Source organism: Bradyrhizobium sp. CCBAU 11434 (assembly GCF_028128895.1).
In the GTDB taxonomy this organism is placed as follows: Bacteria; Pseudomonadota; Alphaproteobacteria; order Rhizobiales; family Xanthobacteraceae; genus Bradyrhizobium; species Bradyrhizobium zhengyangense.
On the sequence record NZ_LBJX01000100.1, the window covers coordinates 69,399 to 88,546 of the forward strand.

20 protein-coding genes and 1 pseudogene are annotated in these 19,148 nt (G+C 62.9%); 9 read left to right on the plus strand and 12 right to left on the minus strand.

Going from position 1 to position 19,148, the window contains the following annotated elements; all coding sequences use genetic code 11:
* Positions 1-120: 120 nt before the first annotated feature.
* Positions 121-1,326 (minus strand): M20/M25/M40 family metallo-hydrolase, encoded by a 1,206-nt coding sequence (locus XI06_RS32775; RefSeq protein WP_237870371.1) that lies wholly within the window; start codon positions 1,324-1,326, stop codon positions 121-123.
* 34 nt (positions 1,327-1,360) lie between these two features.
* The gene (locus tag XI06_RS32780; RefSeq protein ID WP_237870373.1) at positions 1,361-2,608 is read right to left on the minus strand and encodes an MFS transporter; all 1,248 of its coding nucleotides are present in this window, start codon (positions 2,606-2,608) and stop codon (positions 1,361-1,363) included.
* A 186-nt stretch (positions 2,609-2,794) separates the two neighbouring features.
* Between XI06_RS32780 and XI06_RS32785 the strand changes: the two genes are divergently transcribed.
* From XI06_RS32785 to XI06_RS32815, 7 genes are all read left to right on the plus strand, one after another.
* Positions 2,795-3,868: a C45 family autoproteolytic acyltransferase/hydolase gene (locus tag XI06_RS32785; RefSeq protein ID WP_271607277.1), complete on the plus strand. Its 1,074-nt coding sequence runs from the start codon at positions 2,795-2,797 to the stop codon at positions 3,866-3,868.
* A 102-nt stretch (positions 3,869-3,970) separates the two neighbouring features.
* The gene (locus XI06_RS32790; protein ID WP_237870377.1) at positions 3,971-4,468 is read left to right on the plus strand and encodes a GDSL-type esterase/lipase family protein; all 498 of its coding nucleotides are present in this window, start codon (positions 3,971-3,973) and stop codon (positions 4,466-4,468) included.
* Between the two features lie 431 nt (positions 4,469-4,899).
* Complete coding sequence (locus tag XI06_RS32795) at positions 4,900-5,112, plus strand: hypothetical protein (RefSeq protein ID WP_237870379.1); 213 nt, start codon at positions 4,900-4,902, stop codon at positions 5,110-5,112.
* Positions 5,113-5,352: 240 nt separating this feature from the next.
* Complete coding sequence (locus XI06_RS32800) at positions 5,353-5,691, plus strand: ArsR/SmtB family transcription factor (protein WP_237870381.1); 339 nt, start codon at positions 5,353-5,355, stop codon at positions 5,689-5,691.
* Positions 5,688-6,155: an SRPBCC domain-containing protein gene (locus tag XI06_RS32805; protein ID WP_237870383.1), complete on the plus strand. Its 468-nt coding sequence runs from the start codon at positions 5,688-5,690 to the stop codon at positions 6,153-6,155. The genes XI06_RS32800 and XI06_RS32805 overlap by 4 nt, the downstream gene beginning before the upstream one ends.
* Before the next feature lie 312 nt (positions 6,156-6,467).
* Positions 6,468-7,010, plus strand: a complete 543-nt coding sequence (locus XI06_RS32810; protein ID WP_237870385.1) for a 2'-5' RNA ligase family protein — start codon at positions 6,468-6,470, stop codon at positions 7,008-7,010.
* Between the two features lie 213 nt (positions 7,011-7,223).
* On the plus strand, positions 7,224-7,658 hold the full coding sequence (locus XI06_RS32815) for a GDSL-type esterase/lipase family protein (protein ID WP_271607278.1): 435 nt from the start codon (positions 7,224-7,226) through the stop codon (positions 7,656-7,658).
* Positions 7,659-7,802: 144 nt separating this feature from the next.
* Here the strand turns inward: XI06_RS32815 and XI06_RS32820 are convergent, their stop codons facing one another.
* Entirely contained in the window at positions 7,803-9,953 is a 2,151-nt protein-coding gene (locus XI06_RS32820; protein ID WP_237870389.1) for a methyl-accepting chemotaxis protein, read from the minus strand.
* A gap of 220 nt (positions 9,954-10,173) precedes the next feature.
* Between XI06_RS32820 and XI06_RS32825 the strand changes: the two genes are divergently transcribed.
* Positions 10,174-10,422 (plus strand): hypothetical protein, encoded by a 249-nt coding sequence (locus XI06_RS32825; RefSeq protein WP_237863531.1) that lies wholly within the window; start codon positions 10,174-10,176, stop codon positions 10,420-10,422.
* Between the two features lie 38 nt (positions 10,423-10,460).
* Here XI06_RS32825 and XI06_RS32830 read toward each other — a convergent pair.
* The 6 genes and pseudogenes from XI06_RS32830 to XI06_RS32855 form a co-directional block, all read right to left on the minus strand.
* Positions 10,461-10,598, minus strand: a pseudogene (locus XI06_RS32830) (HGGxSTG domain-containing protein); the annotation flags it as partial.
* Entirely contained in the window at positions 10,595-11,191 is a 597-nt protein-coding gene (locus tag XI06_RS32835) for a hypothetical protein (protein WP_271607279.1), read from the minus strand. The pseudogene XI06_RS32830 and the gene XI06_RS32835, both read right to left, overlap by 4 nt.
* Positions 11,192-11,504: 313 nt before the next feature.
* Complete coding sequence (locus tag XI06_RS32840) at positions 11,505-12,461, minus strand: lytic transglycosylase domain-containing protein (protein WP_271607280.1); 957 nt, start codon at positions 12,459-12,461, stop codon at positions 11,505-11,507.
* 213 nt (positions 12,462-12,674) lie between these two features.
* On the minus strand, positions 12,675-12,950 hold the full coding sequence (locus XI06_RS32845) for a hypothetical protein (protein ID WP_237889509.1): 276 nt from the start codon (positions 12,948-12,950) through the stop codon (positions 12,675-12,677).
* 77 nt (positions 12,951-13,027) lie between these two features.
* A complete protein-coding gene (locus XI06_RS32850) occupies positions 13,028-13,885 on the minus strand; it encodes a VOC family protein (protein ID WP_237863535.1) in 858 nt (285 codons plus the stop codon).
* 145 nt (positions 13,886-14,030) lie between these two features.
* Positions 14,031-15,224 carry a urate hydroxylase PuuD gene (locus XI06_RS32855; RefSeq protein ID WP_237889511.1) on the minus strand — a complete coding sequence of 398 codons (1,194 nt, stop codon included), beginning with the start codon at positions 15,222-15,224 and terminating at the stop codon, positions 14,031-14,033.
* Between the two features lie 202 nt (positions 15,225-15,426).
* Here XI06_RS32855 and XI06_RS32860 point away from each other — a divergent pair, with 202 nt between their 5' ends.
* Entirely contained in the window at positions 15,427-16,731 is a 1,305-nt protein-coding gene (locus tag XI06_RS32860) for a PQQ-dependent sugar dehydrogenase (RefSeq protein WP_237889660.1), read from the plus strand.
* Between the two features lie 15 nt (positions 16,732-16,746).
* Here XI06_RS32860 and XI06_RS32865 read toward each other — a convergent pair whose 3' ends face one another.
* Genes XI06_RS32865 through XI06_RS32875 form a run of 3 tightly spaced genes read right to left on the minus strand, consistent with a single transcriptional unit; the run spans position 16,747 to position 18,926 of the window.
* A complete protein-coding gene (locus tag XI06_RS32865) occupies positions 16,747-17,547 on the minus strand; it encodes an SDR family NAD(P)-dependent oxidoreductase (RefSeq protein ID WP_237863537.1) in 801 nt (266 codons plus the stop codon).
* 1 nt (position 17,548) lies between these two features.
* Positions 17,549-18,103, minus strand: a complete 555-nt coding sequence (locus tag XI06_RS32870) for a carboxymuconolactone decarboxylase family protein (RefSeq protein ID WP_237863538.1) — start codon at positions 18,101-18,103, stop codon at positions 17,549-17,551.
* A 10-nt stretch (positions 18,104-18,113) separates the two neighbouring features.
* Positions 18,114-18,926, minus strand: a complete 813-nt coding sequence (locus XI06_RS32875; RefSeq protein ID WP_237863539.1) for an SDR family NAD(P)-dependent oxidoreductase — start codon at positions 18,924-18,926, stop codon at positions 18,114-18,116.
* Between the last annotated feature and the right edge of the window lie 222 nt (positions 18,927-19,148).

The window sequence follows — 19,148 nt, forward strand, 5'->3', positions numbered from 1 at the left end:
GCGCAGTCCGCTGGCGTAACCCACCTCTGCTGTCTCCTGCGGCTACGAACAGTGGTGGGTTACGCGCCCCGGTTTGCGCTTCGCGCGATCCGCGGGGCTAACCCACCCTACGAACCTCCTTCACCGCGTCGTCGCCAGCTGCACCGCCAGCGCGCACGCGCGATCGTATTCGTCGAGATTGATCCACTCGTCGATCGTATGCGCCTCATTCTGCCCGGCGCCGAAGGTCACGGTCGGAATGCCGTGGCGGACCATCCAGTTGGCGTCCAGGCCGCCATTGGCGGCGCGCACGTTCGGGGTGCCGCCAACGGCGGACACGGCCTCGATGGCGCGCTTCACCACCGGCAGGTTCTCCTTCATGCGGAACGGATAATAGTCGGTCTCGGCCTTGAACTTGACCTTGCCGGACTTGCCCTGCGCGTTTGTCACCTTCTTGGCCGCCTTCTCGAACGCGGCCTTGTAGGCCTTGGTGATCTCCTTGAAGAATTTTCCGTCATGGCTGCGGCACTCGCCGCGCACATGCACGTAGTCGGTGACGACGTTGGTGGCATCGCCCGCGGGGCGGCCCTCGCCGCCGGTGACGGGGCCGACATTGCTGGTGCCCTGCCGCGCGCTCGCGCCCTTGCCCTTCACCACCTTGCCGAACCAGCCGCCGGCCTTCACGTCGGCAAGCGCCAGCGCCATGATCATGGTCGAGGAGATGCCGCGCTCCGGCGCGACGCCGGCATGCGAGGCGCGGCCAAAAATCTCGACGGTCCAGCGGTCGGCGCCAACAGCGCCGATCACGACGTTGGAGGCCGAGCCGCCGTCATAGTTGAAGGCCATCACCGGTGACCCCAGCTCATCCAGCTTGACGTGGCGCGCGCCGTAGAGCCCGCTCTCCTCGCGCACGCAGAACAACAGCGTGATCGGCGGATGGTCGAGCTGCTGCTTCTCGAGCTCGGCGGCCAAGGTCACCAGCACGCCGCAGCCGCAGCGGTTGTCGCCGCCGAGCGCGGTCTTGGCCTCGTTGACGATCTTGCGGCCGGATTTCTTTGGCTTCGCGCCGGCGCAGAGCGGCACCGTGTCCATGTGGGTCATGAACATGATGCGCGGCTGGTTGTGCAGCGCGCCGCGGCCGGGCAGGTCGACGATGAGATTGCCGGTTTCGGTCGGCACGGGAATGCGGGTGTTGGCATCGTCCAGCCGGATCGCCTTCGCCGGCACGCCGCTTTCCTTCAGCGCGGCGGTGAGCTCACGCCCGATCGCCGCCTCCTGTCCGGTGACGCCCTCGATGGAGAGGAAGCGCATGAGACGGTCGGTGGCGGCTTTGGCGTCGACAGGCATGAACTGAATTCCCTACAGATGCGAAGCGCCTACCTTACGAATGCTGTGAGGTGTAAGTCAAAAAGATCGTCACGCCGACGAGCAGCATCGCCGCCATGAACAGCAGCACCGCCGGCAATCCCGCGACCGATGCGACAGCGCCTGACATCGACTGCATCAGCGCGGTGCCAAGGAAGAAGGCGAGGTTCACGGCGGCTAGCGCCTTTCCGGCGGTCTGCGCGTCCACCAGTTGCCGGCACATGCCGAACAGCAGCGGCTGAGCCGAGGTCGCAAGGCCAATCAGCACGAACAGCACGAGGTCGTATTGCGGTGGCATGACCTCAACGCCGAACAGCCATGCAACCGCATAATGCGGCGCGCCGAGCGCCATCAGCACCACCAGCAGAGCTGCGATCGTGTGCGTGCCAGCCACCAGTTCGCGGCGGTGGCCGACCTTGCGGTCGACCATGCCCATCAGCAGGGGACCTGCGATCATCGCCAGCGTGTAGGCGCCGAGCTGGTTGCCGGCCTCGACCCGCGACAGGCCCTTGACCTGCATCAGCCACGGCCCGCCCCACAAGCCGCGCAGCACCAGCGAGGTCGCGAGCGACACCAGCGCCAACGCGATCAGCCCGCGCAAGGGCCGCGACAGGCCGAGCCTGAGCACCTCGATCATCTGCGACAGCGGCGAGGAATCGTCCTTGTGCTCGGCTGGCTGGTTCGGCACCAGCGCAAACACGGCGAGCGCCACCGCGATGCCGCCGGCCGCGGCGATCCAGAACCCGGCGCGCCAGCCGTAAGTGTCGACCACGAAGGCGAGCGGGCTCGACGACAGCAGCATGCCGATATTGCCGATCGACAGGATCGCGCCCGACCACAGCCCGAAGCGCGCCGCCGACAATTGCTTCGCCGCCAGCGTCATCGGGCACATCAGCATGCCTGACGTCGCGATGCCCAGCAGCAATTGCCCGAAGGCAAAACTCTCAGGCCCGGTCGCAAAGCCCGACGCGGTCGCGCCGACCACGGTGCCCGCAAGCAGGCTCAGCGACACCGGCCGCACGCCAAAGCGGTCCATTGCGGCGCCCACAGGGATTTGCGAAGCGGCGAACGCAAAATGATAGACCGAGGTGAGGCTCGCCAGCGCCTGCGGCTGTACGTGGAAATCCACCGCCATCAGGTCGAGGCTGAGCGCCGGGATGGTGCGCAGCAGCGTAGAGAGCATGTGCCCACAGGCCAGCGCCACCAGCGCAAAGATCAGCGCGCGTGTGCCATGTCCCGCCTCATCATTGGCAACCGCACTCATCAGCGTTCCGTCCCGGCAACGTTTTGGCCGGGTTACACGATTGGGGGAGGCGTGCCAATGCCGGGAGGGGGCGGCTTATCGCATGGCCCGCCAGACTTTCGCGTGTGAGTCGCGTTACGACCGCTCGGCTCTAGGCTATAGAGGTTGTAGCCCAGCCGTCCCGATTCCGTCCCACCAGAGCATCACATGGCGGACAAGCCCAAGACGCTTCGCGTCAGCCTTGTGCAATGTCGCGGCACTGCTTACGAGGTCGGCCGCGCCCAAGCGGATGCGTTTGCCGCGACCCGCAAGGGCAAGGCATTTCTCCGCAAGCGGTTGAAGCTGCCCTGGTGGTTGAACATCCGCACCGAGGAGCGTGCATTCAGGGCGTATGCGCCTGCTCTGTGGGAGGAGATCGGCGGGATCGCCGAGGGGCTCAACATCTCGATGGAGCATGCCGTCACCTATTTCGGCAACGAAGGCATGAGGATGCCGACAGGCGGCTGCTCGGCCGTGATGTCTGGTGGTGTTTATGGCCGCAACTATGATTTCTGGCCGCGAGGGTATGAGGGACGCTTCGCGCTCGTCCAGATCAGCGGCAGCTATGCCAGCATCGGCGGCAGCCATCAGCTGACCGGACGACTGGACGGCATGAATGAACACGGTCTCGCCATCGGCTTGCATCTGGTCAAGGCGCGACCGCGTGCGCCCGGTCTCAACAGCGTGTTACTGGTCAGGCGCGTCCTGGATAGCTGTGCGACGACGGCGGAGGCCATCGACCTTCTGCGCCGCACGCCTCATGCCATGCAGTACAATTATTCGCTGCTCGATTCCGGCGGCGTGGCTGCGGTGGTTGAAGCAGGGGCCGGCGCGGTCGCGGTGCGCGGTGGCGACTGGCTTGCCTGCACCAATCATTTCCAGTCGCCGCAATTGCGGCGCCTCAATCGCCGGGTCGCGCATTCGATCGACCGGCTCCCGCCGCTGGAAGGTTGGGCCGCGCGAAATCTGACGGCCGAGCAGACGTTCCAGGCGCTGAACTTTTCGGCCTCGCCGGCCTTCCATAATTACGGTCGCGCCCAAACGCTGCACACCATCGTTGCCGAGCCGGGAAAGCGACGGCTCCTGATCGGTATCGGGGGCGATGCAGCCGCGCTCGAAGAGGACATGCTGGACGTTGATTTCAAGTCATGGGTCGCCGGCGAAGATTTGCCGACGTCTGAGATCAAGGGGCAGCTCAATCTTGGTCTGCGCCGATTGTGGCGGACCAGAGCGAGGCGATAGCCGAGCCAGGTGCTTAAGGCCGCCCGTGGTTCGGCATGCCACGATGGACTAATCGGTGATAAGCATGGGGTGGGAATCTCATGCCGATCAGGGGACGCAAAAGTGATCGCAAAGCTTAGCCGGATCGTTCTTCTTGATGCATTCGCCATGTTCGCCGCGCTTGGCACCGCTCACGCCGCAACCGTCGTGGCCCTTGGCGCCAGCAACACCTTCGGCAAGGGTGTCTCGCGCAGCCAGGCCTATCCGGCACAGCTCGAAGCGCTTCTCCGTGCGAGGGGTCTTGGCGTCCATGTCATCAATGCCGGCGTCAACGGTGACACCACGGCAAGCATGCTGGCCCGGCTGGATCGCGTCGTTCCGAAGGGAACGAGCGTGGTGATCCTTCAACCAGGTGGAAACGACCGGAGAAAGCTCGCCGCCGACAACACCCCCGCCATCCAAAGCCGGTTAAGCGCGATGGGGATCAAAATTGTCATGCTGCCGAACGGGATGCTGCACGGGCTGCCGCATCAGCCCGATGGGCAGCATCTCACGCCGGAGGGCTATCACATGCTGGCAGAGCAGCTGGTCGGCGAGGTCGCCGCGGCACTCGGCAAATAGCGTCAAGCCGTCTGTTGAGGTCAAAAGGCCCAAGTCGGAACGAGCTTGCCGTTCGACATTTTCGCTCTGGCTAACTTCCGCCGATAGCGCTGAGCTGACGACGGCGCGGGCTCCCGCGATGTCGGCTATAGGACTAAGAGCGAACCGAGGTAAGACGGCGTTGCGATGCCCGTTGTTGCCCCGCTTGGACCTCCTCCCACCAATCATTCAAAGTTGAGCATTCCGCAAGTACAAAGGTTGATATAGTTCAGTTATGCGACCTGGGCACGTGTTCTTAGGTTTCAGTGTGTGCAATGAGTTTCCAGATAAACATTGGGGACCTTATTTCCGTCTGCGCGGTCGGCGTTGCAGTTCTATGGATAGTGATCTTCGCCCGAGTGCAGAGGACGAAGGTTCGGCTAACCCTTATTCGGCCCAGGCAGGAGGTGGCGATGTCAGGTTGGCTTGAACACGTCCTTTTCGCGTTTTTCAGCGGAACTGCGCCGCTTTGGATAGGTTTGGCCCTTCAATGGAAGGGGACGATCATTCTTCTTTTTATCTTGGGCATTGCTGCCACGCTCTGGTTCATTGGACGGATGCTCCGATACGTCCTCAGAAGCATCAGCGACCTGTTTTACGAGGATGTCCTGTCGAAACTTAAATAGAGACAGTTGAGTCGTCCCTCAGCCGTCGAACACCTTCATTCTCGAATGTCGCCTGCCGACCCATCCGGCCAACTTCCGCTCATAGCGCTGAGCTGACGACGGCGCGTGCTCACGCGATGTCGGCAAGTTTGGTGAACCCGTCGCGACGCGCGCCTACGAAACCGTGAGCCTCCGAACAACGCACTTGACCATGCTCATCCATTTATATAAGCGTTCTGTTATATAACGAGAACGGAATTCATGCGAAACCTGGATGCCGCCTTTTCCGCGCTCGCCGATCCCACACGGCGGGCCCTGCTCGCCCGGCTCGCCCGGGGCGAGGCGACCGTTTTGGAACTCGCCGAGCCCTTCGACATGACGCAGCCCGCCATCAGCCGGCACCTCAAAGTGCTCGAAGGCGCGGGCCTGATCGTTCGCCGCGTCGAAGGCACCAAGCGTCCCTGCCGTCTGGCGCCTGCGGCGATTACCGAGATCGACCAGTGGCTCGGGCTTTTGCGCGATGCGCTGGCCAAGAACTACGACCGACTGGACGACGTTCTCGCTACCATGAAGCCCAAGCCGCGAAAGGCACGCCGATGAGCAAACTGATCCTGAAAACCGAAGGCGAGACACATGTCGTTGCCGTCAGGCGCTTTGCCGCGCCACCCGAAGCCGTTTATCGCGCTCATACCGAGCCGGCGTTGATCCAGAAGTGGATGCTCGGCCCCGACGGCTGGACCATGCCGGTGTGCATCGCCGATGCCCGCCCAGGCGGCAAGATCCGCTACGAGTGGACCAACGGCGAAGGCCACGGCTTCTACCTGACTGGCGAGTTTGTGGAGCTGACGCCGTTCAGTCGCATCGTGCACGTCGAGCGCATGCATATGCCCGATCCGTGTCCGGACAATCACGTCGTCACGACGTTCGAGCCCGATGGGCGTGGCACTCTGATGACCATGCGCATGACGCTGCCCGATGCAAAGACGCGCGCGGCGATGCTCTCAAGCGGCATGGAGCATGGCATGGAAGCGAGCTACATCCGCCTCGAGACGATGTTGCAGTGACGTTGCCATGATCAGGATCCACGATTTTGCATCGGGCCGCGGTCATGACCGGCCCGCCAGTGCGCAAGGTCGCGCTGTGCCGGGGGCGTGACTCACGGAGCTGCTCCTCCACGAGTTGCCGACGGCCACGAGCGCAGACCTTCGCCGTATAGACACCGTTCGATTCCAAACGAAATTCGCGGCGGCCATATTGTCTCTTGTTGGCCATTAGCTGGCCAATCGCGGCAATGGTGCGGGACAGCAGCAAGTGACCCCGTTGCAGACCTCACACGCGCAGCTAAAGTTGGAGAACTCCTAAAGTCAGAGCGATCGATGGCAATAGCGATCAACGTACGGGCCGATGGAGACTCCTCAAGTGAGGTCGAACAGCTATGGGATCAGGTTGCGGCATTCGAGGACGAACCCTCGATGCGCACGCTCGGCTACCGGCCACATTTTACGCTCGCGATCTATGACTCGCTTGCAATTGAAGAGGATACCGCACGACAAGCGATGCTGAGTGCGGCGACGAGCGAAGTGCAACTTCGCATCGAGTTTAGGCGCATTCGGTGGTTTGTCGGGCCGCCCCTTGTTCTTTGGATGGAGCCTGCAGACGATGTGGCCCTCAGGAGGTGGCACGCTTCGGTTAGTGCAGCTATCGACCCGGCCTATTGTCGGCTCCACTATCGGCCGGGACAATGGATACCTCATTGTACGCTTGGCACTCGCATCATTGATGGAAGGCGCCATGACGCGATCGCCTTCGCGGGCTCGTTCAACCGAAGCATCTCGGTGTTGTTTGACGTTGCGGACTGCGTCGTTTTCCCGCCCGTGCGGGTCGTTGCAGAACATAAGCTGCCGGCGGGCCTGCCCTAGCTGCGAGGGCGGCTGCTGGCCCTTCGCTTCTGTTGACGCGGTGCCGCGTCATGCCGACTTATGGGCCCATACCGGAAGTTTGCAACCGAGCGTCAAACCGACCCAATTGACCCGAAGCGGGCGTCGGAGGATTTGACAAATTTATCCGGGCCGATTGGCATTTCGGATAGATTTGCCATTTAGGCTGTAGTGCCTGCGAACGGAATTACAGCGATGTCCCAAGCAGCAATCGACGTGGCCCTTGGCGCCAGCAACACGTTTGGCAAAGGCGTGTCGCGCAGCCAGGCCTATCCCGCACAGCTTGAAGCGCTTCTCCGTGCGAGGGGTCTTGGCGTCCGTGTCATCAATGCTGGCATCAACGGTGACACCACAGGAGGCATGCTGGCTCGCATCGATCGAGTCGTTCCGAAGGGAACAAGCGTCGTGATCCTCCAACCCGGCGGAAACGACCGGAGAAAGCTGGCGGCCGACAACACGCCCGAAATCCAAAGCCGGCTGGGCGCGATGGGCATCAAGGTGGTCATGCTCCCGAACGGGATGCTGCATGGACTGCCGCATCAACCCGACGGGCAGCTTCTCACGCCAGAGGGCTATCACATGCTGGCCGAGCAACTGGTCGGTCAGGTCGCAGCGGCGCTGGGTAAATGACGTTACGCCCGCTCGAAGGTGTCGATGCTGGTTGTGACCGCGCGCCGCCAGTTGAGCGGCCTCAGCTTTGCGGGGTCGCCTTCATTGGCGGCGCTCAGCGCCTGGTCGGCAGAGGTAGTCGAGAGAAGGCAATCGCTTGCGGTCTTACGCAACCCGTACCGTCCTCAAGAACTGGTCGACCTCCTGCTGAAGACGGCGACTCTCCTGCGAGAGCGATTGTGCCGCGGATAACACGCTTCCCGATGCGGCGCCCGTCTGGCTGGCGCCGCTCTCGACATCAACGATGTTCGTGCTCACGTCGGACGTTCCGCGCGAAGCTTCTTGGATATTGCGCGAGATTTCCTGCGTGGCAGCGCCTTGCTCTTCAACCGCGGCCGCAATGGTGGAGGAGATTTCAGACAGGCGCTCGATTGTCGTGCTGATGTCCTTGATCGCGACGACCGAATCCTCCGTCGCGGCCTGAATTCCGGAAATCTGTTGCCCGATTTCTCCTGTTGCCTTCGCGGTTTGCTCGGCAAGGGCTTTCACCTCGGAAGCTACCACGGCGAACCCCCGACCAGCATCGCCGGCGCGGGCCGCCTCAATCGTCGCATTGAGAGCGAGCAAATTGGTTTGCCCGGCAATGGTATTGATTAGCTCGACGACGTCGCCGATCCGGGCTGCCGCCTTGGAAAGTTCAGTGACCCGCTCGTTGGTCGATCTTGCCTGCTCCACGGCGCCATTGGCGATCCGGGCGGACTCCTGAACCTGTCGGCTGATCTCATTGACGGACGACGTAAGCTCTTCCGTAGCTGAGGCGACCGACTGAACGTTTGTCGAGGCCTCCTCCGATGCCGCAGCTACTCGCGTGGCCAGCTCCTGCGATCTCGTGGCCGATGATGACAAGGTGGTTGCAGAGGATTCGAGCTCGGCTGAAGCGGAAGATACGGTCTGGATGATGCTGCCGACTGTGCCCTCGAACTCGTTTGCCAGCTTGTCCATGTCGAGCTTGCGCTTTGCCTCAGCGGCGCGCTGGACCGCTTTCACTTCCTCGGCATTAAATCGGACGATCGCCTGCACACTGCGCATATTGCGAAGAGCTTCGCCAAGCTCGTCGTCTTTCTCGACGGGGATGGCGTTGTCCAGCTTGCCAAACGTGACGTTGAGCATTGCCTCGTTGAGCACTTTCAACGGACGCAGCACGGAGCGGATCGTCTGCACACCGATGAATCCACCGAAGGCAAGGCCGGCGAGGATCATCAAGCCGACGATCGCAATCGTCATGTAGAACTGATGCTGTGCCGCCTCGTATTCGGCTTTGGCCTCGTTCACCTGGATGGCAACAAGCACATCCAGCTCACGCTTCGCTTCGTCGAAAAGTTGACGCGCTTTGCCGGCGAGGAGAGAGGAGGCTTCGTCGAATTTGCGTTCTCCAAGCAGGGCAAGCGAAGGTTTGACCGCATTCTCCGCGTAGGCCTGGCGCTTCACGGTGAATCGCTCGGCCGCCATCTTCTCTTCGGGCGTGAGATAAGTGGCCAAGTACTCGCCCCAAACTCTCGAGATCTTGTCGATGTTTTCGTTGACTGCAGCAGCGACGTCTCCGACTGGCCTGCCGGCGCGTCCATCGGCAGCCGCGGCGAGCTGGATCGCCGTGTTTTGCAGCATTCGGTCGTTGATATCGAACAATTGAGCCAGCGGGATTGTCCGGTCTTCATAGATCGATTGCATTCGCCTGTTGCTGGCATTGGTGGACAGAAGTCCCGAAATTCCGGCAACAAGCATGAAGATGCTGAGGATCGCGACCAAGGTCGTTAGGCGCGCCCTCAACGTGCCCGTGAAAAAGGATAGCTTGTCCAGGACTGACCGACGGCGAATGATGCCCGCGCCTATCTGATAGTCTTGCCCCTTGTTGGCGCGCATGAGCGCGTAGACTTTTTCGGCCTCGGCGCGGTCCTCCGGAGCAAGCTTCGTCCGAACTGAGGTAAAGCCTGTGACTTCGCCGTTTTCGCGGATTGGGGAGGCGTTCGCCAACACCCAGTAGAAGTCACCATTCTTGCGCCTGTTCTTGACCGCACCCGACCACGGCTTACCATCCTTGAGCGTCTGCCAAAGATTTTCGAAAGCCGCCTCCGGCATATCCGGATGCCGAACAATGTTATGCGGCTGGCCCATCAACTCGTCGGGCGCAAACCCGGCGGCCGCCACGAACTGGTCATTGAAGTAGGTGAGCTTCCCTTTGAGGTCGGTCCTTGAGACGATCAGCGTCTCGTCCGTAATGGGAAATTCAGTTGCTGTGACCGGAAGGTTCTTGCGCATGATGGTACCTCTGCAACGTTGCGAGGGTGAAGTCTCATGAGCACGATTCTTTTCCAAATGACTGAATGTCGCGTAAATATTGAGCAAAACGATCATTAAATCAGCAGGGGAAGGCTGGTACTACCTTGCCGCTGTCGCAGGAGTGCTCGCGAATTATACTGCTTGCTCATTTACGATGCATCGACGCGCGGCTCCATCGTTGGTTGTTGGAGCAACGCCCGTGGAACAGCACGATGATCTGCTCTATTCCGATCTTTTGCAGACGCGATCAACGACGAGCTTCGCGGAGCAATACCCTATGGCCGAAGTAGAGCTTGCCTGGTCAGTTCCCGGAGTGAGTTGGGTTCGGTTCTTGCGCGGGTTGCAATTTGCGTTCGGCTGTGCGGGCAATTGGCCGAGCAAGTTCTCCGCTTCAGCCAATAGGGTGCGAACGAACTTCCGCTCTTCGATCGCCTCGCTGCTGAAATAGCCGTGCTTGACGGCATTGCCGTTCCCAATCGGCGCCCCGGATCCCCATGCACCGCCGTGCATGCGGCAGCGTATCCTGCCGCGCAGCGCCGGCGCGCGACACGTTGCACCGTTGCGGGTTTGCGCCCCGCAACGTCGACTCGTTCGCATCGCCCCTGTGTTGCGGACGTGGCTCATGCGGGAACGGCGTCCACCAGGCCAGGCTGTGCAGCGATCAAGTTCGCATGTTGCGTGAAGTTGCCGACGACGGCCTTGCCGCCGTCCTGCACGGACAAATTCTGCACCGTGATCGCGCACGCGCCGTTGCTGCGGTGCCGGTTCAAGGCCTCCACCTGGGCCGCGTAAGTGCGGGCTAGCCGGGTCAGGGCGCGTGTCAGGCTTTCCTGCTGCTGCACGTCATCGGTGCAGGCGAGGCGACAGGCGCAGCGCATCGTCGCGACCTGAATGCTCACCATCTGCGCCGCCAGCATGGATTCGAGCGAGTCCTTCGGCGCGATGCTCTTCAGCGTCGAGACCATGAAGGCGAGATTGCCCTGGTCGGGCTTGCACGCGACGACGCTCGCCTTCACCAGCTGGCTCAACAGGCCATGCAGCGCGTCGCGGTCGGCGGCGCCGAGCGCTTCGGCCAGCAGCGCTTCGCCGGCGTTCGTATCAGGGTGTTCGATCACGATGCTCCGGCGGCGGAGCTTGACTTTCGGGCTTGCAATGGTCGCGGCGCGATCGCTGGCCGTGATGGCCGTCGTTTCGGGAGATGTCAGGGACGTGGTCATGCGATGTGTCCTTTGCCGCAGCAGGGCGCGGCCTCGCGGCAAGCGAAGCCGATCGCGCGTCTGCTGACGCGGCGGTTGGGATTTTCAGGTGGTGACGAGGCGTTGTCGCGCTGCCGGGTCGAGCGCGCCCATCATCGGGCAGGGCTGGACACGGGCTGATCTCGCGATGATGCCATCATGCTCCTGTTTTGCCCGACGAGTCAAAGTGATTTTCTGAAATTCAGCAGTCGACCGCGCGCAAGCCCCCGTTCTGACGGGGGCGTCAAGCTACTGTGCATGGGGTTGTTTTCGTGTTTCGGTCGCGGCGGGGCGTTCAGCCCGAAGACCGCTCGCGCGCCGCCACACGGATGGTGTGGGCCTTTGCCCCCTTGGCGCGGGCCGCGATCATGCTGCGCGCCTTGCCATGGGCTGCGCCGCCCTTGCGGAGCAGCGCCACGAGGTGCTTGCGGGCGCGGTTTGCTGCGAGCCGCGCCGCCAGCTGCTCGGCCTTGCGAATGATGGTGGCGGTCGACGGCGTGAGATTCGCGGGCACCCAGGCGACGTCCTTGATCTTGGACAGGCTGCCGACGCCCTCGCAAGGCGCCTCGCGCGGCAGGTCGATCCGGATCGCCAGCGCATCCGAACGCTCGATCCAGTCTTCGGCTTTGGTGCCGGTGATGATGCGGACATAGTCGCGCGTCTCGCGCGGCAAGTCGCTCTCCTTGGCGAGCCATTTCTGGATGCGGCCGGGGCCGGCGTTGTAGGCGGCTGCGGCGAGGCCGAGATTGCCGAAATCGTCGCGGAGCTTGCGCAGGAATCTTGCCGATGCGGGCAGCGCCTTCATGGGATCGAAGGGATCGTCGAGCCCCATTTCAGCGGCGGTCTCCGGCATGAATTGCGCAACGCCTTGCGCGCCGGCCTGGCTGACCTCGTCGGATTTGAAACGGCTCTCCTGCCAGAGCAGGCGGGCGAAGAACGGCACAGGAATGCCGCTCTCCTCGGCCGCTTCCTTGAGCGCGCGGCAGAATTGTTCGGTCGGTGAAGGCGAAGTCTCTACGGCAGCTTCGACGGCGGGCTCCCGCTCGATCGTCTCCTCATAGGAGGCACGCGCATTGGCAAGTTCAATGGCCTGCACACTTGCGAGGAACAGCTCGACGATCGGCACCAACGAAGGCGCGCGGTCGGACTTCGGCGTGGCCTGGTCGACATGTGAGGTTTGCCATGTCGGCTCCGGGCCGACGTCGCACATCAGAAGCAGGAACGCAGCGCAAGCCGCGACGAGAAATCGCATCTCGGTAAGAGTCCTCGAACTGTGGGGGAACGACCAGCGGGTGCCGGCGACAAGGACTTCTTAACCGTAATTGCGGCGAAGCTGCGATTCCGAAAGACCACCGGTGTTAGTACGGTGTTCCCGTCGCAGGAACGCGGGGCGCCGCTCCCGCGGTTCTACGGAAACCGCGAGGGGCTCACAGCTGCAAACGATCTTGCGGCAGGTCGGCGCCGCCTAAGGCTTGGGAAAATCCTTGCGCATCGCGATCTCGGCGGCATCGCCGGGCGACAGCACCGTCTGGTCGAAGGCCGCTTGCGGCTTCGTCATGATGTCGTAGAGCGAGATGCCCTTGACGGGCTTGCCCATGAGCTCGCGGACGCAGTCGGCGAGCGTGCCGTTGTAGACGAGGTAGGGCGGACCACGGTCCTTCTGCCGCTCGCCCTTCAGCGACGGCCACTTCTTCAGCTCGGCCGGCGCGTCGTAAGCGATCGGCGATCCCTCTTTGAACATGCGTGTCCCCGGGCGGCTTGGACTTCAGGGGAACCCTAAAGCCGCCAGGTAAACGCGCGTTAAAGAATTGCTTCAAATCAGCCGGCGATGAAGGCAAGGAGGGTGCCGTTGGCCTTCGCCGGGGGCACGACGATCGCCGCACCGCTACGGACGCCTGCGGGGCCGAGGGCCTTCTCGGTCGCCGCGAGATCACCGCTGACGAGCACCAGCGCCGCACCGCCGCGCCCCGAGAGGCCAGCGAGCGGCACGCCGGGATAGCGTTGGCCGAGCTGCTCCAGTGTCAGATAGACGAAGTCGGCGCGGTCGCCGCCTGAGGTCACCGTCACCGCGCCGTCGGCCTCTGCCTTCGGCTCGCGATCGATCAGCCGCGCCAGATGCGCGGCTTCCGCTGCGGGCTCGGGCGCTGCGATCAGCACTTGGCTAATCCGCTTGGCCGCGTTCGCATGTTTCATCAGCTCGGGAATCCACACCGTCTCGCGGGTCTTGTGCTGACAGGCGAAGATGCGCACCCCGCCGGGCGCTTCCGCGGTCGGCCACATGAAGGTGCGGAATTTTGCGGCCGAGACCGTGCCATCAGGCAGCGTGACCGGTCGCTCGAAATCGGTCGGGCCGATCGGCGTGAAGCCGCGTGCGCGGATTTCCTCGGCACCGGCGGCGGAATCGATCGCGGTGAAGGCGATGCGTTCGATGCCTTCACCCTGTCGCTCGACAAAGGCGCGCGCCGGCGCGTTGTGCTCGGTTGCGACCAGCACGCCGAGCAGCTCCATATAATCAGGGTCGAACATGATGGTGTAGTTGCCGGTGCCCATATGCGCGCTGTGGGTGCCGCGCGGCGAAAGCGTGAAGCCGAGTTGGCGATAGTTCTCGGCAGCCTTGTCGAGGTCTTTCACCATGACCACGGCGTGGTCGATCCCGATGACGTTCTTGAGGGCCACTTGCGATTTCCCCGGCAATTGCGAACTGACGTTGGACGGCCTGCGCCGCCAGTCCTGTCTACGCCGGATAGGCGCTCGAGTCATTTTCAAATCGAGGGGAGATCAGGAATTTCATTCCGCGAAACGCGGCATCGCCGCGCTGTGATCAGCGATCCTGCTCGCTGATATAGGCGGCGAGGACGGCGCGTTCCTCGCTGGTCATTTCGGTGATATTGCCCGGCGGCATCGCGTTGGACCAGGCCGCGACGCGGCCGATCAGACGGATGTTGCGATGGATGTGCTCGGGCGCATCGAGCAAAATGCCCTTCGGCGCGGTCACGATGCCGGCCCAGACCGGCTCGGCCGCATGGCACATGCTGCAGCGGGACATCACGATCTCCTCGACATTGGCGAGGGTGGGCTGCGCCGAGAGCGCGCCCGTCTTGACCTCGCGTGGTCCGGCTGCAGAGAGGAAGAGGATCGCGATCGCGCCCGCTGCCGCCACGCCCCACACCCACCACGGCGATTTGCGTCCGGCATGGCCTTCGTTGAAGAAGTGGCGGATCACCGGTCCCAGCGCCAGCACGATCGCGACGATGATCCAGTTGAAGCGCGTGGCGTAGAGCAGGGGATAGTGATTGCTGATCATCAGCACGACGACGGGCAGGGTCAGATAGTTGTTGTGGACCGAACGTTCCTTGCTGGTCTTGCCGAGCTTCGGGTCGGGCGCCTGACCCGCGATAAGCGCCGCGACGATTTTCTTCTGGTTCGGAATGATCACCGCGAAGACGTTGGCGACCATGATGGTGCCGATCAATGCGCCGATCTGGTTGAAGGCGCCGCGGCCGCTCAGCACATGGGTAAAGGCGTAGGTCAGCGCGACCAGGAACAGATAGCCGCCGACGGCGAAGGGCAGCTCGCGCTGCGCAAGCCCGGTGCGGCAGGCGGCCTCGTAAAGCAACCACGCCAGTGCGAGGCTGCCGAAGCTGAACAGCCCGGCCTGGAACGGCGTGAGGTCGAGGATCGACTTGTCGACCAGGAACAAATCGGCGTCGAGATAATACACCACCACCATCAGCGCGAAGCCGGACAGCCAGGTGGTGTAGGCCTCCCATTTGAACCAGGTCAACTCGTCCGGCATTTGGCTCGGGGCCACCAGATATTTCGTGATCCGGTAGAAGCCGCCGCCATGGACCTGCCAGGCCTCGCCCTGCACGCCATCAGGCAGGTCGCTCCTGGGCTTGAGGCTGAGGTCGAGGGCGATGAAATAGAAGGAACTTCCGATCCAGGCGATCGCGGCCACCACGTGCAGCCAGCGCAGCAGCAGACTCGCCCATTCCGATATGATCGATCCCCACATGATCATCCCATCAATCGCGACACCGATGCCGCAGCCTTGATGACCGCAACCTGCGGCCGTGCCCTTACAATCTGTTGCACCGATCCGCGACGTTTTCCAGTACGATGGGTCACACCATCTGCACATCGTGCGGGCATGAGCTGACGTGGGATTTGGCAGATAAGTCCGGGAGGAAGCTGGCGTGAAGATTCATGTTTCGCACATGATGGTGGCCGCATGGCTGTTGGTCGTCTGTGCAGGCGCGCAAGGAGAGCCCGTGCTGCGGGGCAAGGATGCCTATGGCAGCTGGCAGGCCGACAAGCCCGGTACCATCAGGCTGATCCGCCCACAGGATCTGGCCAAGCCCGGCGCCACGCCCTCGGTCTCAAATCCGACGCGAGTGACGTCGCGTGGCAGCGCAACACCCGATGTGCCTGACGGATTCAAGATCGAGCTGTTCGCCGACGGCCTCTCCGACGCCCGCGTGCTTCGCGTCGCGCCGAATGGCGATATCTTCGTTGCCGAGACCGGGCCGGGGCGCATTCGCGTATTGCGTCTCGGGGAGGGCGGCAAGGTTGCGACCAACGAGGTCTTTGCCAGCGGGCTGAGCCGCCCGTTTGGGATCGCTTTCTTTCCGAACGGCGACAATCCGCAATGGGTTTACGTCGCCAATACCGGCAATGTCGTCCGCTTTCCCTATCACGCCGGCGACCTGAAGGCCTCGGGCAAGGCCGATGTTGTGGTGGCGGATCTCGCACACGGATCGGGCCATTCGACCCGCGACATCGTGTTCACGCCAGACGGCAAGCGCATGCTGGTGTCGGTCGGTTCAGTCAGCAACGTCGCCGAGGGCATGGGCAGCCCGCCCGGTGGGCTCGAGGCCTGGGCGCGCTCGCAGGCGCTCGGCGCGTCCTGGGGCTATGAGGCCGAGCGTGCCGCGGTGCTCTCATTCACGCCAGAGGGTAAGGACCGCAAGCTCTATGCCACCGGCATCCGCAATTGTGTCGGCCTCGCGATCCAGCCGCAGACCGGCATGCCGTGGTGCTCGACCAACGAGCGCGATGGCCTCGGCGACGATCTCGTGCCCGACTATGTCACCAGCGTAAAGGAGGGTGGCTTCTACGGCTGGCCGTGGTTCTACATCGGCAACAACGAAGACCCGCGTCATGCCGGCGCGCGGCCGGACCTCAAGGACAAGGTGACGGTACCCGATGTGCTGGTGCAGCCGCATTCGGCCTCGCTCGGCATGACCTTCTACCAGGGCGCGCTGTTTCCGTCCGAATATCAGGGCGACGCCTTCGCCGCCGAGCATGGCTCGTGGAACCGGTCGAAGCGCACCGGCTACAAGGTGATCCGCATCCGGATGAAGGACGGCAAGCCGACCGGCGAGTACGAGGATTTTGTCACGGGCTTCGTCGTGAATGACAGTCAGGTGTGGGGACGACCGGTTGGAATTGCGGTCGCGAAGGATGGGTCGCTGCTGATCTCGGAAGATACCGGCGGATCGATCTGGCGGGTGAGGCACTAGCAATCGCGCTGCGACCTATCCCCGCCGCACACTCGCTCCGCCATCCACCGGCAACGTCACGCCGGTGATGAAATTCGCCTCATCCGACGCGAGAAACAGGGCGGCATTGGCGACGTCCCAGCCCGTACCCATCTTCTTGCGCAGCGGCACCTTGTTGTCGCGCTCGGCTTCGACTTCGGCTCGGCTCTTGTGCCATTCGCGGGCGCGGGTATCGACAGCCATCGGCGTGTTCATCAGGCCGGGCAGGATGACGTTGGCGCGGATGCCGTATTCGGCGTTCTGGTAGGCGAGCTGTTCGGTGAAGGCGATCATCGCCGATTTCGTCGCCTTGTAGGCGACGTAAGGATAGGTGGTGATCGCCGCCATCGACGAGATGTTGATGATGACCCCGCCCTTCTGCGCGCGCATGATCGGGATCACTTCTTTGGCGGCGAGGATACAGCTCTTCAGATTGATCGCGACCACGCGGTCGAATGCTTCCTCGGTGATTTGCAGCAGCTCGGCATCGCCGCCGGCGAGGCTCACGCCGACATTGTTGTGCAGGACGTCGATCCGGCCCCAGCGCGATTTGGCGTCGGCGACCATCGCCTTGATGTCGGCAGACTTTGTCACGTCGGCCTTGAAGGCTGCTGCGGTGCCTTGCTTCGCAACGATCAGATCGACGGTCTCCTGCGCCGATTCCAGATGGTGATCGACGCACAACACCTTCGCGCCCTCGCGCGCGAAGGTCAGCGCGGTGGCGCGGCCGTTGCCCATGCCTTCGCCGGGGCTCTGGCCGGCACCGACCACGATCGCAACCTTGTCTTTCATGCGCATGTCAATTCACTCCCGGGATCGGGTACTGCTGGAGTACCTCTTTGTAATAAGGCTCGTTGTCGATCTTCATGGTAGCGAGCACGCGTACCACACCACAATAAAAGGCGATGGTGAGCACAAGGTCGACCATGTGCTCGTCGGAGAGATGCTGCTTGAGTTCGGCGAAAGTTGCGTCCGACATCGCAAGGTCCCGCACCATTTCGCGGGCGCCTTTCAGGATCGACTTGGCGAGCGGCTCGAGCTTCGACGGCTTGCCCTCGGTCTCCGCCATCAGGCCGGCGATGTCTTCGTCTGTAACGCCGAACTCCTTGCCGATCTTCACGTGGTGCGTGAACTCGTATTCCGACTTCTCCATCCAGCCGACCTGGAGGATCGCCAGCTCCCGCAGGCGCGGGTCGAGCTTGCTCTTGAAGCGGATGTAGCCGCCGATGCCGTTGAAAGCGCGCGCCATCTCCGGTGAGTTGACCAGCAGCTTGTGCAGGTTGGTGTTGCGCTTGAGCATATCGCGATATTCGGGCGCGACCTGGTCGGCCTCGAGATAGGGCAGGCGGGCCATTGTGTTTCCTCTAGTGTTCTTGTGACTCGCGTTCGGGCGCCTGCAGCGTGACGCCGCCGTCGACCACCAGCACCTGGCCGGTGATGTAGCGCGCGAAATTGCTGAGCAGAAATTTGACGGCATGGCCGACGTCCCAGCCGGTGCCTTCGGTCTTGAGCAGGGAGGCCCTGGCGCGGTTGGCGCGCGCCTGCTCGCTCATGCCGCGGGCATAGACCATCGGCGTGTACATCGGCCCGGGGCAGATGCAGTTGACACGGATGTTGTCGCGGCCGTGATCGACCGCCATCGCGCGCGTGAGGCCAATGATGGCCGCCTTGGAGGTCGTGTAGGTCGTGAGCCCGCGCGGCCGTAGCGCGGAGATCGAGGAGATATTGACGATCGCGCCGCCCTTGGCGGTTTTGATCATGGCGGGAATCGCATGCTTCGACAGTAGGAACATGGTCTCGACATTGACCTGCATGACGCGGCGATATTGCTCGGGTGCCTCGTCGACCACGCTGCCGCGGCTGCCGATGCCGACATTGTTGTCAAGGAAATCGAGCCGACCCCAGCGGTCGAGTGCGGCGTCGACGAGCTGTTTGCAATCACCTTCGCTGGTGACGTCACCGCCGTGGGGCGCGGCCGTGCCGCCCTCGGCTTTGATCATCTCGACGGTGCGCTCGGCGAGCTTGAGGTCGAGATCGGCGACCAGCACCTTTACGCCGGCGCGGGCCAGCAGAATTGCTGCGGCGCGACCGTTGCCGATGCCGTCACCAGCGGCGCCACCGCCGCTGATCAGCGCCACCTTGCCGGCGAGGCCGGCATCGTCCTCAGGGCCCTGCATGTCGTTTCATCCCGATATTTTCGTGCAAACTAGCAACGCGCCGCCTGGGTGAGAAGGCCCGCCGTCCCGCGTCGATGTCATTGACATCGCACGGAATTGCATGCCGCCGGACGAGATGAGCTGCGGTTGAGCAGCAACTGCTCGGAACCGTCTTCACGCAACTGCGTTTGTGGCTGGAGCGCTTTTCGCGTTACCGTCGTCGTCGGGGTCTCCCAATCGCCA

Coding starts and splice junctions, on each gene's coding strand:
- XI06_RS32875 (WP_237863539.1), bottom strand. CDS start 18,926: ATGCAGGGCCCTGAGGACGATGCCGGCCTCGCCGGCAAGGTGGCGCTG.
- XI06_RS32845 (WP_237889509.1), bottom strand. CDS start 12,950: ATGTTCAAAGAGGGATCGCCGATCGCTTACGACGCGCCGGCCGAGCTG.
- XI06_RS32840 (WP_271607280.1), bottom strand. CDS start 12,461: ATGCGATTTCTCGTCGCGGCTTGCGCTGCGTTCCTGCTTCTGATGTGC.
- XI06_RS32865 (WP_237863537.1), bottom strand. CDS start 17,547: ATGCGCATGAAAGACAAGGTTGCGATCGTGGTCGGTGCCGGCCAGAGC.
- XI06_RS32810 (WP_237870385.1), top strand. CDS start 6,468: ATGGCAATAGCGATCAACGTACGGGCCGATGGAGACTCCTCAAGTGAG.
- XI06_RS32800 (WP_237870381.1), top strand. CDS start 5,353: ATGCGAAACCTGGATGCCGCCTTTTCCGCGCTCGCCGATCCCACACGG.
- XI06_RS32815 (WP_271607278.1), top strand. CDS start 7,224: ATGTCCCAAGCAGCAATCGACGTGGCCCTTGGCGCCAGCAACACGTTT.
- XI06_RS32775 (WP_237870371.1), bottom strand. CDS start 1,326: ATGCCTGTCGACGCCAAAGCCGCCACCGACCGTCTCATGCGCTTCCTC.
- XI06_RS32835 (WP_271607279.1), bottom strand. CDS start 11,191: ATGACCACGTCCCTGACATCTCCCGAAACGACGGCCATCACGGCCAGC.
- XI06_RS32805 (WP_237870383.1), top strand. CDS start 5,688: ATGAGCAAACTGATCCTGAAAACCGAAGGCGAGACACATGTCGTTGCC.
- XI06_RS32820 (WP_237870389.1), bottom strand. CDS start 9,953: ATGCGCAAGAACCTTCCGGTCACAGCAACTGAATTTCCCATTACGGAC.
- XI06_RS32870 (WP_237863538.1), bottom strand. CDS start 18,103: ATGGCCCGCCTGCCCTATCTCGAGGCCGACCAGGTCGCGCCCGAATAT.
- XI06_RS32795 (WP_237870379.1), top strand. CDS start 4,900: ATGTCAGGTTGGCTTGAACACGTCCTTTTCGCGTTTTTCAGCGGAACT.
- XI06_RS32785 (WP_271607277.1), top strand. CDS start 2,795: ATGGCGGACAAGCCCAAGACGCTTCGCGTCAGCCTTGTGCAATGTCGC.
- XI06_RS32860 (WP_237889660.1), top strand. CDS start 15,427: ATGATGGTGGCCGCATGGCTGTTGGTCGTCTGTGCAGGCGCGCAAGGA.
- XI06_RS32855 (WP_237889511.1), bottom strand. CDS start 15,224: ATGTGGGGATCGATCATATCGGAATGGGCGAGTCTGCTGCTGCGCTGG.
- XI06_RS32780 (WP_237870373.1), bottom strand. CDS start 2,608: ATGAGTGCGGTTGCCAATGATGAGGCGGGACATGGCACACGCGCGCTG.